Origin of the sequence: Streptosporangium roseum DSM 43021 (assembly GCF_000024865.1) — a bacterium.
GTDB lineage: Bacteria > Actinomycetota > Actinomycetes > Streptosporangiales > Streptosporangiaceae > Streptosporangium > Streptosporangium roseum.
On sequence record NC_013595.1, the window covers coordinates 8,787,664 to 8,802,148 of the forward strand.

At 70.5% G+C, this 14,485-nt stretch carries 15 protein-coding genes; 8 read left to right on the forward strand and 7 right to left on the reverse strand.

Features of this window, described 5'->3' with window-relative positions:
* The first annotated feature begins 75 nt into the window (after positions 1-75).
* The 4 genes from typA to SROS_RS52465 all read left to right on the forward strand — a co-directional run bounded on the left by typA (position 76) and on the right by SROS_RS52465 (position 5,055).
* A complete protein-coding gene (gene typA / locus SROS_RS38430; protein WP_012894359.1) occupies positions 76-1,929 on the forward strand; it encodes a translational GTPase TypA in 1,854 nt (617 codons plus the stop codon).
* A 241-nt stretch (positions 1,930-2,170) separates the two neighbouring features.
* The gene (locus tag SROS_RS38435) at positions 2,171-2,851 is read left to right on the forward strand and encodes a superoxide dismutase family protein (protein ID WP_012894360.1); all 681 of its coding nucleotides are present in this window, start codon (positions 2,171-2,173) and stop codon (positions 2,849-2,851) included.
* A gap of 291 nt (positions 2,852-3,142) precedes the next feature.
* Complete coding sequence (locus SROS_RS38440) at positions 3,143-3,385, forward strand: DUF397 domain-containing protein (protein ID WP_012894361.1); 243 nt, start codon at positions 3,143-3,145, stop codon at positions 3,383-3,385.
* 176 nt (positions 3,386-3,561) lie between these two features.
* Positions 3,562-5,055: a YncE family protein gene (locus tag SROS_RS52465; RefSeq protein WP_012894362.1), complete on the forward strand. Its 1,494-nt coding sequence runs from the start codon at positions 3,562-3,564 to the stop codon at positions 5,053-5,055.
* Positions 5,056-5,127: 72 nt separating this feature from the next.
* Here SROS_RS52465 and SROS_RS38450 read toward each other — a convergent pair whose 3' ends face one another.
* From SROS_RS38450 to SROS_RS38475, 6 genes are all read right to left on the reverse strand, one after another.
* On the reverse strand, positions 5,128-5,595 hold the full coding sequence (locus SROS_RS38450; protein WP_245564437.1) for a hypothetical protein: 468 nt from the start codon (positions 5,593-5,595) through the stop codon (positions 5,128-5,130).
* A complete protein-coding gene (locus SROS_RS38455; protein WP_012894364.1) occupies positions 5,592-6,113 on the reverse strand; it encodes an RNA polymerase sigma factor in 522 nt (173 codons plus the stop codon). Before SROS_RS38455 ends, SROS_RS38450 begins: the two co-directional genes overlap by 4 nt.
* A 103-nt stretch (positions 6,114-6,216) precedes the next feature.
* Positions 6,217-6,852, reverse strand: coding sequence for a DUF2461 domain-containing protein (locus SROS_RS38460; protein WP_012894365.1), 636 nt, complete (start codon positions 6,850-6,852; stop codon positions 6,217-6,219).
* Positions 6,853-6,889: 37 nt separating this feature from the next.
* Complete coding sequence (locus SROS_RS38465) at positions 6,890-7,753, reverse strand: polysaccharide deacetylase family protein (RefSeq protein WP_012894366.1); 864 nt, start codon at positions 7,751-7,753, stop codon at positions 6,890-6,892.
* A 27-nt stretch (positions 7,754-7,780) separates the two neighbouring features.
* Positions 7,781-8,086, reverse strand: coding sequence for a hypothetical protein (locus SROS_RS38470; RefSeq protein WP_012894367.1), 306 nt, complete (start codon positions 8,084-8,086; stop codon positions 7,781-7,783).
* A 332-nt stretch (positions 8,087-8,418) separates the two neighbouring features.
* The gene (locus tag SROS_RS38475) at positions 8,419-9,006 is read right to left on the reverse strand and encodes a sigma-70 family RNA polymerase sigma factor (protein ID WP_043657805.1); all 588 of its coding nucleotides are present in this window, start codon (positions 9,004-9,006) and stop codon (positions 8,419-8,421) included.
* Positions 9,007-9,284: 278 nt separating this feature from the next.
* Between SROS_RS38475 and cds1 the strand changes: the two genes are divergently transcribed.
* Entirely contained in the window at positions 9,285-10,361 is a 1,077-nt protein-coding gene (cds1, locus tag SROS_RS38480) for an L-cysteine desulfhydrase Cds1 (protein ID WP_012894369.1), read from the forward strand.
* An 87-nt stretch (positions 10,362-10,448) separates the two neighbouring features.
* Here the strand turns inward: cds1 and SROS_RS38485 are convergent, their stop codons facing one another.
* On the reverse strand, positions 10,449-11,459 hold the full coding sequence (locus tag SROS_RS38485; RefSeq protein WP_012894370.1) for an ABC transporter substrate-binding protein: 1,011 nt from the start codon (positions 11,457-11,459) through the stop codon (positions 10,449-10,451).
* A 95-nt stretch (positions 11,460-11,554) separates the two neighbouring features.
* On the opposite strand from SROS_RS38485, the gene SROS_RS38490 reads away from it, so the two are divergent.
* The 3 genes from SROS_RS38490 to SROS_RS38500 are packed head-to-tail and all read left to right on the forward strand — an operon-like array spanning position 11,555 to position 14,483.
* Positions 11,555-12,607: a FecCD family ABC transporter permease gene (locus SROS_RS38490; RefSeq protein WP_012894371.1), complete on the forward strand. Its 1,053-nt coding sequence runs from the start codon at positions 11,555-11,557 to the stop codon at positions 12,605-12,607.
* The gene (locus SROS_RS38495; protein ID WP_012894372.1) at positions 12,604-13,704 is read left to right on the forward strand and encodes a FecCD family ABC transporter permease; all 1,101 of its coding nucleotides are present in this window, start codon (positions 12,604-12,606) and stop codon (positions 13,702-13,704) included. Before SROS_RS38490 ends, SROS_RS38495 begins: the two co-directional genes overlap by 4 nt.
* The gene (locus tag SROS_RS38500; RefSeq protein WP_012894373.1) at positions 13,701-14,483 is read left to right on the forward strand and encodes an ABC transporter ATP-binding protein; all 783 of its coding nucleotides are present in this window, start codon (positions 13,701-13,703) and stop codon (positions 14,481-14,483) included. The genes SROS_RS38495 and SROS_RS38500 overlap by 4 nt, the downstream gene beginning before the upstream one ends.
* Positions 14,484-14,485 lie beyond the last annotated feature (2 nt).

Below are 14,485 nucleotides of genomic sequence, written 5' to 3' on the forward strand. Positions count from 1 at the left end.
TTGTGCGGATCAACTAAAATGGGAAGGCCGCACCGTCCGCGGCCAGCCTCCACGATCACAGAGTGAGATTCCATCATGCCTTTGAACAGCCGCGATGACCTGCGGAACATCGCGATCATCGCGCACGTCGACCACGGCAAGACCACTCTCGTGGATGCCATGCTCTGGCAGTCCGGAGCCTTCCGGGCCAACCAGGACGTGGACGACCGTGTCATGGACTCCAACGACCTCGAGCGCGAGAAGGGCATCACCATTCTCGCGAAGAACACCGCCGTCAAGCACGGTGACATGACCCTCAACATCATCGACACCCCGGGTCACGCCGACTTCGGCGGCGAGGTCGAGCGCGGCCTGTCGATGGTGGACGGCGTCGTGCTGCTGGTGGACGCCTCCGAAGGCCCGCTGCCGCAGACCCGGTTCGTGCTGCGCAAGGCGTTCGCCGCCAAGATGCCCGTCATCCTGTGCATCAACAAGGTGGACCGCCCCGACGCCCGGATCAAGGAGGTCGTGGACGAGGTCTACGAGCTCTTCATGGACCTGGACGCCACCGAGGAGCAGATCGACTTCCCGATCGTCTACGCCTCGGCCAAGGCCGGTCGCGCCTCGCTGAACCGCCCCGAGGACGCCGGCATGCCCGACTCCGAGGACCTGGAGCCGCTGTTCCAGGTCATCAAGGAGACGATCCCGGCTCCGGTCTACGACCCGACCGCCCCGCTGCAGGCGCACGTCACCAACCTGGACGCCTCGTCCTACCTGGGCCGGATCGCGCTCTGCCGCGTCCACCAGGGCACCATCAAGAAGGGCCAGCAGGTCGCCTGGTGCCGCACCGACGGCAGCATCCAGAAGGTGAAGATCACCGAGCTGCTGATGACCGAGGCCCTGGAGCGCAAGCCCGCCGAGCAGGCCGGCCCCGGCGACATCATCGCGATCGCCGGAATCCCGGACATCATGATCGGCGAGACCCTGGCCGACCCCGAGGACCCGCGCCCGCTGCCGCTGATCACGGTGGACGAGCCCGCCATCTCGATGACCATCGGCACCAACACCTCGCCGCTGGTCGGCAGGGTCAAGGGCTCCAAGGTCACCGCCCGCATGGTCAAGGACCGGCTCGACAAGGAGCTCATCGGCAACGTGTCGCTGCGCGTCCTGCCGACCGACCGTCCCGACGCCTGGGAGGTCCAGGGCCGTGGCGAGCTGGCGCTGGCCATCCTGGTCGAGCAGATGCGCCGCGAGGGCTACGAGCTGACCGTCGGCAAGCCGCAGGTCGTCACCAAGACCATCGACGGCAAGGTGCACGAGCCGGTCGAGCGGCTGACCGTCGACTGCCCGGAAGACTACCTCGGGGCCGTCACCCAGCTCCTGGCCGTCCGCAAGGGCCGCATGGAGCACATGACCAACCACGGCACCGGCTGGATCCGGATGGAGTTCGTGGTCCCGGCCCGCGGCCTGATCGGCTTCCGGACCGAGTTCCTGACCGAGACCCGCGGCACCGGCCTGGTGCACCACGTCTTCGAGGCCTACGAGCCGTGGTTCGGCGAGCTGCGCACCCGCAACAACGGCTCGCTGGTGGCCGACCGCTCCGGCCCGGTCACCGCCTTCGCGATGACGAACCTGCAGGAGCGCGGCATCCTGTTCGTCACGCCGACCACCGAGGTCTACGAGGGCATGATCATCGGTGAGAACTCGCGCTCCGACGACATGGACGTGAACATCACCAAGGAGAAGAAGCTCACCAACATGCGCTCCTCCACGGCGGACGTGACGGAGACCCTGATCCCGCCGCGCCAGCTCTCGCTGGAGCAGGCGCTGGAGTTCATCCGCGAGGACGAGTGCGTGGAGATCACCCCGGAGACCGTGCGCATCCGCAAGGTCGTCCTGGACGCCTCGACCCGTGGCCGCACCGCCGCCCGGGCCAAGCGCAGTAACTGATCTTCCGCGGGGAGGCCGTACAGGGTCCTCCGCGGGGAAGCCGCACGGCGAAGGCGCCGGACCGTCACGGTCCGGCGCCTTCGCCGTCTCCGGCGCCCTCCCCGGCATCCGCCTCCCCCGCTCCGGCGCCGTAGGCCACCCCGCCCGTCCGTACGGCAGGCCCGCCGTCTGATACTCGAAGAAGGAGAACCATCCACGCCTCTCCTCCGTGACGGGGGATACGAACCGTAGGGGGACTCTCATGCTTCGCAGGTCTCATCTGGCACTGGCCCTCGTGCTCGGGGCGGGGGCGACAGGTGTCGACGCGGCCGCCGCGGCCTCCCCGACGCCCGCGCCGAGCCCGTCCGTCCCGGCGAGCCCGTCTGTCCCAACGAGCCCGTCCAGCCCGTCAGCCCCGGCGAGCCCGTCCGGTCCGGCGGGCGCCTCAGCCAGTGCCACCATCAAGGACGCCAAGGGCGACTCGGTCGGCCTGCTGCGCATCGACGCCAGGAACAACGGCAAGTCCAGGATCAGGGTCGTCGTCCGAGGTCTGCCCCCCGGCTATCACGGCATCCACTTCCACAACAAGGGCGTCTGCGATCCCAAGTCGACCGATCCCGCCACCGGCAGCCCGTTCTTCAGCGCGGGCGTCCACTTCAACCTCGGCTCGGACCCGCACCCCAACCACTCCGGTGACCTGCCCAGTCTCCTGGTCAGTAAGGACGGCGTCGGCAGAGCCACCGTCGTGACCGACCGCTTCCGGGTGCGGCAGCTCTTCGACGGGGACGGCAGCTCCATCATCGTCCACTCGCGGCCGGACAACCAGGCCAACGTCCCCAAGCGCTACGGCCTCAAGGACGGCCGGACAGGCCCGGACGCCGATACGCTCAAGACGGGCGACTCGGGTGCCCGCATCGCCTGCGGTGTGATCACCAGGGGCTAGCCGTACCGCCCACAACCACTACCGGCGCGTTCCCGGAGGCGTCCGGGCCCGTCGACGTCCGGCTTCACGACGGGCAGATCCGCCCAGGCCAGGCCGAGCCGAGGTAAATGCGGTTTCCGGCCTCTTTGAAATGGTTACCGAGGTAGCGTATCCAGGTACGGCCGTTCACGGTCTCATCACCAGTGACCTGTCGGAGATCGCGGAAGCAGTGCGGCTATTCGGGGCCGCCGGCGTCGAGGCATTACCGCTCAGCATGTCAACGGCCTTCATCTAGAGAATGGCAGAGGAGCGATGGACCTGAGCAATCTCACGTGGCGGAAATCGAGTTTCAGCAGCAGCAACGGCGGCGACTGCGTCGAGGTGGCCGAGCTCGGAAGCGCGTCCTATCGGCCGGATCACAAGCAGGACGCCACCCATGCCGTCCGTGACAGCAAGGACCCCTCCGGCCCCGTCCTCTACTTCGACCTGGCCGAATGGAAAGCATTCCTCGGCGGCGTCAAGGCATCCGAATTCGACCTTCCAGAGCCGACCTGACCATAACCCCCGATTTCCTCCAAGACCGTCCGGTTTCAGCATGAGAAAGGCGGTCTGATCGCGAGGGGCGGGAAAGGCGAACACCATGCTAACCATGGGTTGAGCATTTGCTGACCCGACTGCTCCTAGCGTTTCCGTAGCCGGCCGGGGCCGGAGTCGGACCGAAGGAGCGGGCCATGCAGCGGCTGAGAAGTAGGCGGCAACGGCACGTCGTGCTCGTCCTCCTGATCGGGTTGGCGGCATGCGCCCTGTCCGCCTGCGGGGGCGGGCCGGCACCGGGCTCGCTCCCGCCCGGCCGGGTCTCCGCGACCGGCGGCGGGGTGCCGCCCGGCGGCGTGGCGAGCGCCCCGGCCGACGGATCGGCCGCACCGGGCGACGCCTCCGCCCGCCCTGCTCTCCCCGGCGCCGCTCCCCGGACCACACCGACGGACGTCTACGCCCACGACCGGCCCGGCATGCTCAGCCCCGCCGTGGCGGAGTTCCCCGAGCGGGTCTACGTGCCCAACAGCGGGAGCGACACCGTCACCGTGATCGACCCACGCACCTACCGGGTGCTCCGTACTCTCAAGGTCGGCCGGCGGCCGCAGCACGTCGTCCCGTCGTGGGATCTGAAGACGCTCTGGGTCAACAACGACGGCGGCGACTCCCTGACTCCGATCGACCCCATGACCGGCCGGCCCGGCAGGCCGGTGTCCGTCGACGACCCCTACAACCTGTATTTCACCCCGGACGGCCGCAACGCCCTGGTGATGGCCGAGCGGGAGAACCGGCTCGATTTCCTCAGTCCGCGCACCATGCGGCTCCGGCGATCGCTGCACATGCCCTGCAAGGGGGTCAACCACGCGGACTTCACCGCCGACGGGAAGATCATGCTGGCCAGCTGCGAGCTCTCCGGGCGGCTGGTGGCCGTCGACATGCGGGCCCGGAAGGTCCGCGCGGTCGTCGACCTGGCGGACGGCACCACACGGCGCAGGGACATCCGGCACGGCGGCACCCGGCATCGCGGCACGCGGGCCAGCGGCGTGCCGCACCGCGTGAAGCACGGCTCCACGCGACACGGCTCCGTCCAGCACGGCTCCACGCGACACGGCTTCATCCAGCACGGCTCCACGGGGCATGACCTCACGCGGAACACCACCGCGCCGCCCGGATCCACGTGGAACACCACCGTGCCGCCCGGATCCACGCGTCACGGCGCCACGCGGAACACCACCATGCCGCAGGACGTCAAGCTCTCCCCCGACGGCACCACCTTCTACGTCGCCGACATGGCCAAGCACGGCGTGTGGCTGGTCGACGCCGGGAAGCTCCGCGTCACGGGTTTCATCAGGACCGGCCGGGGCGCTCACGGGCTCCACGTCAGCCGGGACTCGAAGGTGCTGTACGTGTCCAACAGCGGCGCCGGATCGGTCACCGTCGTCTCCTTCGCGCTCCGCCGCCCGGTCGACACCTGGCGCGTCCCCGGCGGCGGCTCACCGGACATGGGCGGGGTCTCCGCCGACGGCAGCCGCCTGTGGCTGTCGGGACGCCACGACGGGGTCGTCTACGTGTTCGACACCGGCGACGGCCGTCTCATCCGCAAGATCGACGTCGGCGCCGGCCCGCACGGCCTGGCCGTCTACCCCCAGCCCGGACGCTACTCGCTCGGCCACACGGGGGTCTTCCGGTGAGGTACGGCTGCGCCGGGGCGTGAACGCCGGCCGCGCGCGGGCCCCGGGACGCACAGCCCGGAGCGGCCTCGCTCACGACGGATCCCCCCGGTCTTCGAGCTCGCGCCTGCGGCGCAGCAGCGCGGCGCGCCGGGCACGGGCCCGTACCAGGATGGCGACGGCCGCCGTGGCCAGCGTCACGGCGACGGCGACACCCGCCAGGCCCACCCACGTCCCCCTGACGGCGGCGATCGCGATCGCGGCCGCCGTCAGCAGGCCCGTCGCGGTCACCGCCAGCCAGCCGGCGATCACCCGGTCGAGGGCGAACAGCGGTGTCCTGCACGTCACCGTCCAGGCGCCGTAGGCGGTCCAGGCAAGGCAGAGGGCGACGAGCGCTCCGAAGCCCAGGTGCGTACGGCCCGGCAGCTCCGGCTCCGTGGCCCACAGCAGACCCACGCCCACCGCGCCGACAAGCCCGCCGAGCAGCGCCACGACGGCGCCGATCCGATTGCGCGGCGACAGCGGCCCGGACAGCCTGCCGATCATGTCGTTGGAGTTCAACGTCGGTATCCCTTCTCCGTCAGGTGGTCGCGCAACATGCGCCGCGCGCGGGACAGGCGTGACTTGACGGTGCCGACCGGCACGGCGCAGATCTCGGCGCAGTCCTCCACCGAGAGGTCCTCCAGGTAGAACAGCACGAGGATCTCCCGCTCGCGGACCGGCAGCCCGGACAGCCCCGCGACCAGCTCGGCGCGGTCCACGAGGGCGGTCGCCGCGTCCTGCGCCACCGGCTCGCCCTCGGCCGCCGCCTCCGGCCTGCCGTACTCCTCCCGCAGCCTGTTGGCCACCGCGCGCCGGGCGATCGTGAAAAGCCACGGCGCGAACCTGCCGGGTTCCTTGAGCCGGGGGAGCCCGCGGAGTACGGCCAGCCAGACCTCCTGGCTCACGTCGTCGGCCTCCGCCGACCCGAGCATGCGCCGTACGTAGGTCCATATCGGGTCGTGCCAGGCCCGGACCAGCTCCGTGAGCGCCTCGCGCTCGCCGAGCTGGCAGCGGATCACAAGTAGCTCGTCAGTCACCCTGCCTCCTCACCCAGCACAGTCGGGAGGCGGGCCTGCCGGGTTCACGGTCCCGCGATCTCCGGTCGATCGGCCGGCGCGGGCAGGGCTCGCGGGAGGGGGGCTAGTCCGCCGGGAGATGGACGGTGAGCCACTCGACGAGCGGGGTGAGGTCGCGCCAGACCGCGCGGACGCGGTCGAGGACCTCGGGGGTGTGCACCCACGGCTCGGGGGCGAAACGGAGGCCGGCGTGCAGGGACCTGTGGCGGAGCAGATCGAGGCGGGGGTGGCCCTCCGGGACGCCGCGGGGGCGGGTCTTCAGCCGGTCGCCGTCGATCCCGTAGCCTGCCGCGGCGAGCCCGGCCACGATCTTCTCCAGCGGGACGCCGCTGAGCTCCTCGTCGACCGCCTGGCGGTAGCGGGCGAGCTGGTCGCCCTGGGCCGAGTAGAGGCCCGCCCCGGCGTGCAGCCCCGAGGCGTCGAGCTGGACGTAGTAACCGATGGCCTCGGCGGTGGCGGCGTAGGCGCCCTGGTGAGTCTTGTAGGGCGACTTGTCCTTGGCGAAGCGGACGTCGCGATGCGGGCGGAACAGGTGCACCCGGCCGAACTCGGTGGACAGTTCCTCGCCCAGCGCGGCCATGGGCGCCTTGACCATGTCGTCGTAGACCTGCTTGTGGCGGGTCCAGTAGGTCTTGGAGTTGTCCGCCTCCAGGCCCTCGTAGAACAGGAAGGCCTCGTCGGGGAAACCGCTGAAACTCATGGCCCCCATGCTCCCACCGGGGACCGACAACAATCCGTCACCCCCCGGCGGACCGCGCCTCCCCGGCATACACCTTGCCCGGGATGAGCGTCTTGCCGTACAGCTCGGAGACCGTCACGAACGTGTAGCCCTGGAGGGCGAGCATGTCCAGCACCTGGGTGGCGGCCTCGACCGTGGTGCTGTGGATGTCGTGCATGAGCACGACGGACCCCGGCGTGACCGCGACCGCGCGCTGCGTGACGATCAGGCTGTCACGGTCGCGCCAGTCCAGGGTGTCGACGTCCCACAGGATCTGGGCGAGCCCCCTGCGGCGGGCCTCGTCGGCGACCCGCCTGCCGGTGGCCCCGTACGGCGGGCGCATGAGGGTCATCCAGCGCCCGGTCACGTGGTGGACGATTCCCTGGGCACGGCCCAGCTCGCCTTTGATCCCCGCGTCCGACAGCGCGGTGAGCTGGGTGTGGCTCCAGGTGTGGTTGCCTATCTCGTGTCCTTCGGTCACCATCCGGCGGAGGGTGTGCGGGCCGTCCTCCGCCACCTTCTGGCCGATCACGAAGAAGGTCGCCCTGGCGTGGTGCCGGGCGAGGATGTCGAGCAGCTGCCCGGTGTATCCGCCGGGCCCGTCGTCGTAGGTCAGTGCCACGCACTTGACCCGCCTGCAGTCGATGTGGCGCGCGGCGGGCGGGAGGGGGTATCTGTCCACCGGCCACTGCGGCTGGATCGCGGCCAGCTTCTCGGCCAGCTTCTCGGGATCGATCGGCGGGGGCCGCCGCCGGGCCGCGGGCGGCTCGGGAGCGGCGGGGGCGACGGAGACCGGCACCCCCTCGGACCTCAGGTGGGCGGCCGGCGCGGCACATCCCCCGGCCCCCAGCAGCAGGGCGAGCAGAACGGTGCACAGCCGCACGCTTCCCCCAAGAAGGCGAGCGCGGGGCTACGGATAGTCCTCGGCCGCGTCCCCCCGCAAGATCTTGGCCAGGTCCTCCCACCAGGATGGGACATCGGCCTGTAATTCGGCGTATCGACGCGCCACGCGAATGGCGCATCCGCCAGGATCCGTGCCCAGATGGCGACGTTTCACCGGCCCTTCCTGCCACCGGTAGAAACCATCACGGAAACGTATGACCAGCCCTATCCACACCGAAAGGATGCCGTCATTCCCGACCTCGTACACCCCGGTCACACCGAGCTCTCTCAGCTCCGCACGGAGCCGGTCCGTCGCCGTGCGGGACTCGCTCACCCGCCACCTCCCGGACGGGGAGAGAAAGGCGCACGGTGAGGGACGCGCCCGCTGTCCGGCGGTGCCGGCACACCGGAGCGGGAGACCGAAAGCGACATAGTGTAATGATGCGGCTCCAGCTTGTTGCCGAACAGTGGTTCGCCGCTATTGGTCAGGCGTCTCGCGGGTGCCCGGTGGATGGGCCGTCGCCGTCGCGGTGGTCCCCCCCGGCGCCGGCCGCCGGTCCCGCAGCTCCAGGACGGCGGGCGCGCCGGTGCCGGCCGGCAGCCGGCATCGCGTGGGCGCGGACCCACGCGGACCCGCGCCTGGCCTGGCGCCACGCGTGCGCGGGCCTACGCGGCCTGACGCTGCGCGGGCAGCCGGAACTCGCCTTCCTCGATGGCGTAGTCCTCCAGCATCGTCCGGAGCTGGCGGCGGCCCCGGTGCAGGCGCGACATGACCGTGCCGATGGGGGTGCCCATCCGCTCGGCGATCTCCTTGTAGGCGAAGCCCTCCACGTCGGCCAGGTAGACGGCCACCCGGAAGTCCTCGGGCAAGGCGCGCAGGGCGTTCATCACGGCGCTGTCGGGCAGCTGCTCCAGCGCCTCGGTCTCGGCGGACTTGAGCCCGGAGGACATGTGGGACTCGGCGGCGGCGAGCTGCCAGTCCTCGATCTCCTCGGTGGCCGAGAGCTTGGGCGAGCGCTGCTTCTTGCGGTAGTCGTTGATGAAGTTGTTGGTGAGGATGCGGTGCAGCCACGCCTTGAGGTTGGTGCCCTCGCGGAACTGGTGATAGGAGGTGAACGCCTTGGTCACGGTCTCCTGGACGAGGTCCTCGGCATCGGCGGAGTTGCGGGTCAGACGCATCGCGGACGCGTAGAGCTGGTTGGTGACCGGTACAACGTCGCGCTCGAACCAGTCCTGGCGCTGCTCTTCGGTCATCGTGATCACGTCATCCCCCTCTTGCTGTTCCCCCAGTCACCGTCCGGCCGGAGTACGACGCACCCTTCCCGACGGCTTACGGCATGCTCGCAGGCACCCGGTAAAGGTGCCGTTAAGAGTGGTTGTGCCTGCTCAGGGGGTTCGTCACTGGCTGCGCCAATGGCGGGTGCAACACGCCCTACAGCCGGACAAGTCTCATTATCGTAACATCCTTCCTTCAATTTGGTCGAACATGTGTCTATCATCACATAACCCCAGCTAGCGATACCTTTGGGTCTATGGAATACGTGGATCGACACGACCCCGAGACCCGCTCCTGGGTGGCCGAAGCCATCCGCCGAGTCGAGGCCGACGCCCATAGAAGCTGCGACACCCATCTCCACGTCTTTCCGCTTCCCCCGCGGTGGGGGGTAAACCTCTACCTGAAAGACGAGTCAGTCCACCCCACCGGTTCACTCAAGCACCGGCTCGCGCGCTCCCTGTTCCTGTACGGCCTGGCGAACGGCTGGATCGGTCCCAGCACCACGGTCGTCGAGGCGTCCAGCGGTTCGACGGCGGTGAGCGAGGCCTACTTCGCCCGGCTCATCGGCCTGCCGTTCATCGCGGTGATGCCCGCCTCGACCTCGCCGGAGAAGATCGCGCTGATCGAGTTCTACGGCGGCAAGTGCCACCTGGTGAACGATCCCGGAACCATCTACGAGGAGTCCCACCGGCTGGCCGTGGAGACCGGCGGGCACTTCATGGACCAGTTCACCTACGCCGAGCGGGCCACCGACTGGCGCGGCAACAACAACATCGCCGAGAGCATCTTCAGCCAGATGGAGATGGAGCCCCACCCCGAGCCCACCTGGATCGTGGTCGGCGCCGGCACCGGCGGCACCTCCTCCACCATCGGCCGCTACATCCGCTACCGGCGTTACTCCACCCGCCTGGCCGTGGTCGACCCCGAGGGCTCGGCGTTCTACTCCTCCTGGTGCTCGGGCGACGCCGCGGCCACCGCGCCCGGCTCCCGCATCGAGGGCATCGGCCGTCCCCGCGTGGAGCCGTCCTTCATGCCCACCGTGATCGACCGCATGATCCAGGTCCCCGACGCCCGGTCCATCGCGGCCATGCGCTGGGTCCGCGAGGTCACCGGGCGCGACGTGGGCGGCTCCACCGGCACCAACGTGGCCGCGGCCGTGCAGATCCTGCGGGAGATGCGCCAGGCGGGCGAGCAGGGCAGCGTCGTCACGCTGATCTGCGACGGCGGCGAACGTTACCGGGGCACCTACGACGACGACTCCTGGCTGGCGGAACGGGGCCTGGACATCGCCCCCCATCTGGAGGAGCTGAGGTCCTTCCTCGCCCAGCCCTGACCCCGGCGTCGCGCGCGGAGCCTCCGGCCGTCCCGCGCGCGGGACGGCCGGAGGGAGGAGCCGGGCCGGAAGGACCGGAAGGAGCGGTCAGGCCGCCTTGGCCGGGTCGACCTCGAAGGTCGCGGCCAGGTCGTCGAGGATGGCGTGGGCACCCTGGATGCCGACGGCGCTCATCCAGGTGATGTCGGCGACGTCGTGCTTGGCGCCCTTGAGCTTGCCCCAGAGCGGGTTGGCCTCGAACTTCTTCTTGATCGGCTCGACCGCCGGGTCGGCGTAGGCGGCGACGAAGATGTGGTCGGCGTCGAGCTGGGAGATGTTCTCCTGGCTGACCTCCACCATGATCGTTTCAGTGGTGGTCGGCTGCCCCTCGGGGCGGGGGAAACCGACGTCCTTCAGCACCAGGCCGGAGTAGGAGTTCTCCACGTAGAGGCGGACGGTCGGCTCGCCGGCGAAGCGGGCGACGGTGACGGTGGGCATCTTGCCCTCCTTGGCCTTGATCGACTCGCCGATCGCGGCGGCGCGGTCCTGATAGGCCTTGATCTTCTGCTCGGCGAGCTCCTCCTTGCCCAGGGCCTGACCCATGAGCCTGAGGTTCTCCTTCCAGATGGCCCCCGTGGTCTCGCTGAACACCGTCGGCGCGATCTTCGACAGCTTGTCGTACAGCGCCTCGTGGCGGACCTTGGCCGAGACGATCAGGTCGGGCTTGAGCGCGATGATCTGCTCCAGGCTCGGCTGCTCCAGCGTGCCGACCGGCTTGGCCTCCTTGGCGTGGCCGAGGACCGGGGTCAGGTAGTCGGGGAGCTTGTCGTCGATCGCCCGGTAGGTGGTGAAGCCGACGACGTCGGTCTCCAGGGTCAGCACCGCGTCCACGAAGCTCTGGTCGAGGGCCACGACCCTCTTGGGCTGGGCCGGGATCTGGGCCTCGCCCATGGCGTGCTTCACCGTACGGGGGAACGCCGCCGCGTCGCTCGCCGCCGGAGCCGGGGTCGTCCCGCCGGAGCCGGCCGTCGTGCTGGAGGTGCTCGCCCCACAGGCGGCGAGGCCGAGGGAGAGTACGGCTCCCGCAACGCCCACGGTCAAGGCTCGCAACGCTCTCATCAAGGGTTCCCTTCAAGGTACAGCCAACCTAATTTAGCTTAGCCATACCTAAGCTGACATACTTGTGCGGGATCCGGCAAACGAGAGGAGCGCAGGTGAGCACAGTGGCAGCCGCCACGCGCCCCCCGTCGCGTGGAAGGGCCCGTGCGGTCCACCGGCATCGCCTGCTCGTGCTGGCCGGGCTGTTTGGGGCTCTCGCGATCACGGCCCTGCTGAGCGTCATGATCGGCGCGAAGCCGGTCCCGCCCGCCGACGTGTGGCACGCGCTGACCGGCCCGACCGGCAGCGAGAACGACATCATCATCCGGTCGCTGCGCATCCCCAGGACCGCCGTCGGCGTCCTGGCCGGGATCGCGCTCGGCGTCGCGGGCGCGCTCATGCAGGGGCACACCCGCAACCCGCTGGCCGACCCCGGCCTGCTCGGCGTCACCCAGGGCGCGGCGTTCGCCATGGTGCTCAGCATCATGGTCCTCGGCGTCACCAGCCTCTACGGCTACATCTGGTTCGGCCTGGCCGGAGCCCTGATCGCCAGCGTCGGAGTCTTCGCCCTCGGCATGGCCGGCGGCCGCGGCGCCCCCACCCCCGTGACGCTGGCCCTCGCGGGCACCGCGGTCAGCGCCTTCCTCTACGCCCTCACCTCGGCCCTGGTCCTGATGGACGAGCAGGCCATGGACGTCTTCCGCTTCTGGCAGGCGGGCTCGATCGCGGGCCGGGGCGATGACGTCGTCTGGCAGGTGCTTCCGTTCATCGCCGTCGGCCTGGTCCTGGCCCTGGTCAACGCGCCCGGCCTCAACGCGCTCTCCCTGGGCGAGGACGTCGCCCGCGCCCTCGGCCAGAACGTCACCCTGACCCGCACCGTCGGGGTGGCCGCGATCACGCTGCTCAGCGGGGCCTCGGTCGCGGCCTGCGGCTCGCTGGCCTTCCTCGGCCTGATGGTCCCCCACCTGGCCCGCCCGCTGTCCGGCCCTGACCACCGCTGGCTGCTGCCGTACTCCGGGCTGATCGGCGCCGCGGCCCTGCTCGCCGCCGACGTGATCGGCCGGGTGGTCGCCCGCCCCGGCGAGCTGGAGGTCGGGGTCGTGCTCGCCCTGCTCGGCGCGCCGTTCTTCGTCTTCCTGGTCCGCCGGAGAAAGCCGGTCCGCCTGTGACCTCCTCCCCCGTACGGCTCCCGCACGAACCTCCGGTACGGCCCGCGAACGGACGGTCCCTGCGGCTCGGCTCCGCCTCCTGGCTGCTGCGCCTGCGCTCGGCCACCGTGGCCCTGGTCCTGCTGGCCGCCGCGGTCCTGCTGATGGCGCTCGGCATGCGCATCGGCGACATCCCGATGAGCGTCCCCGAGGTGTTCCAGGCGATCATCGGCGACGGCTCGAACCACTTCGTCGTGATGGAGCTCCGCCTCCCCCGGGCGCTGACCGGCGTCCTCGTCGGCGCGGCGCTGGCCCTGGCCGGCGCGATCACCCAGGCCATCGCCCGCAACCCGCTGGCCAGCCCCGACGTCCTCGGCGTGACCACCGGCTCCAGCGTGACCGTGGTCGCGATCATCGTGGCCGCCGGAAGCACCGCGGGCGGCGCCAGCGGCGCCCTGGCCGAGGTGGGCATCCCCCTCATGGCCCTGGCCGGCGGCCTGGCCGGGGCGCTGATCGTCTACCTGCTGGCCTGGCGCAAGGGGCTGGACGGCTACCGCCTGGTGCTGGTCGGCATCGGCGTCTCGGCGGTGTTCACCAACGTCAAATACTGGCTGCTGACCGTGGGAGACGTCACCGACAGCGGCCGGGCCATGGTCTGGATCAGCGGCTCGCTGAACGGCCGGGGCTGGGAGCACGTGGTCCCCGTCGCGATCGCGCTCGCCGTGCTCATCCCGCTGACCCTGGCCGGCACCCGCTCGCTCGGCGCGCTCCGCTTCGGCGACGACACGGTGACCGGCCTGGGCGTCCGGATGAACCTGGCCAGAGGCCTGATGATCCTCGCCGCCGTCCTGCTCGCGGCGGTGGCCACCTCCGCCGCGGGGCCCATCGCGTTCGTCGCCCTGGCCGCCCCGCAGATCGCGCTGCGCCTGGCCGGGGTGGGCCAGCCGCCGCTGGTCGTCTCGGCCCTCGCCGGAGCCGTCCTCACCGCCGCGGCGGACCTGGTCGCGCGGACCCTGTTCAGCCCCGTCGAGCTGCCGGTGGGCGTGGTCACCGCGGTCCTCGGCGCCCCCTACCTGATCTACCTCTTGATCCGTGTTCGCAGAGAGGCACGTTCGTGAGACTGCAAGCCGTCGACGTCAGGCTGGGCTACGGCGACCGTGTCATCGTCGACGGCCTCGATCTCGGGATCGAGGCCGGAACGGTGACCACGATCATCGGGCCGAACGGGTGTGGCAAGTCCACGCTGCTGCGCGCGCTGGGACGGCTGCTCCGGCCGTCGGGCGGCGAGGTCCTCCTGGACGGCAAGCGCATCGACAGGATGCCCACCAAGGAGGTCGCCAAGGTCCTCGGCGTGCTGCCGCAGGCTCCGACGGCCCCGGAGGGGCTGACCGTGGCCGACCTGGTGGCCCGGGGACGGCACCCGCACCAGACGTGGTACCGGCAGTGGTCCTCCGACGACGAGGCGGCGGTCAGCGAGGCTCTGGCCATGACCGGCCTGCTCGAGCTGGGCGAGCGCCCGCTGGACGAGCTGTCCGGCGGGCAGCGCCAGCGGGCGTGGATCTCGATGGCCCTCGCCCAGGGCACCGACCTGCTCCTGCTCGACGAGCCCACGACCTTCCTCGACCTGGCCCACCAGGTCGAGGTCCTGGAGCTGGTCCGCAGGCTCCACGGCGAGCTCGGCCGCACCGTGGTGATGGTCCTGCACGACCTCAACCTGGCCGCCCGCTACGCCGACCGCCTGGTCGCCATGCGCGGCGGCAAGGTCATCGCCGCCGGGCCGCCGCACGAGGTCCTCACCGAGCCCCTCCTCGCGGAGGTCTTCGACCTGGACGCCAAGGTGATCGAGGACCCCGTAGCCGGAACCCCCCTGGTCGTCCCGGTCGGCGTGCGCCACTAGAC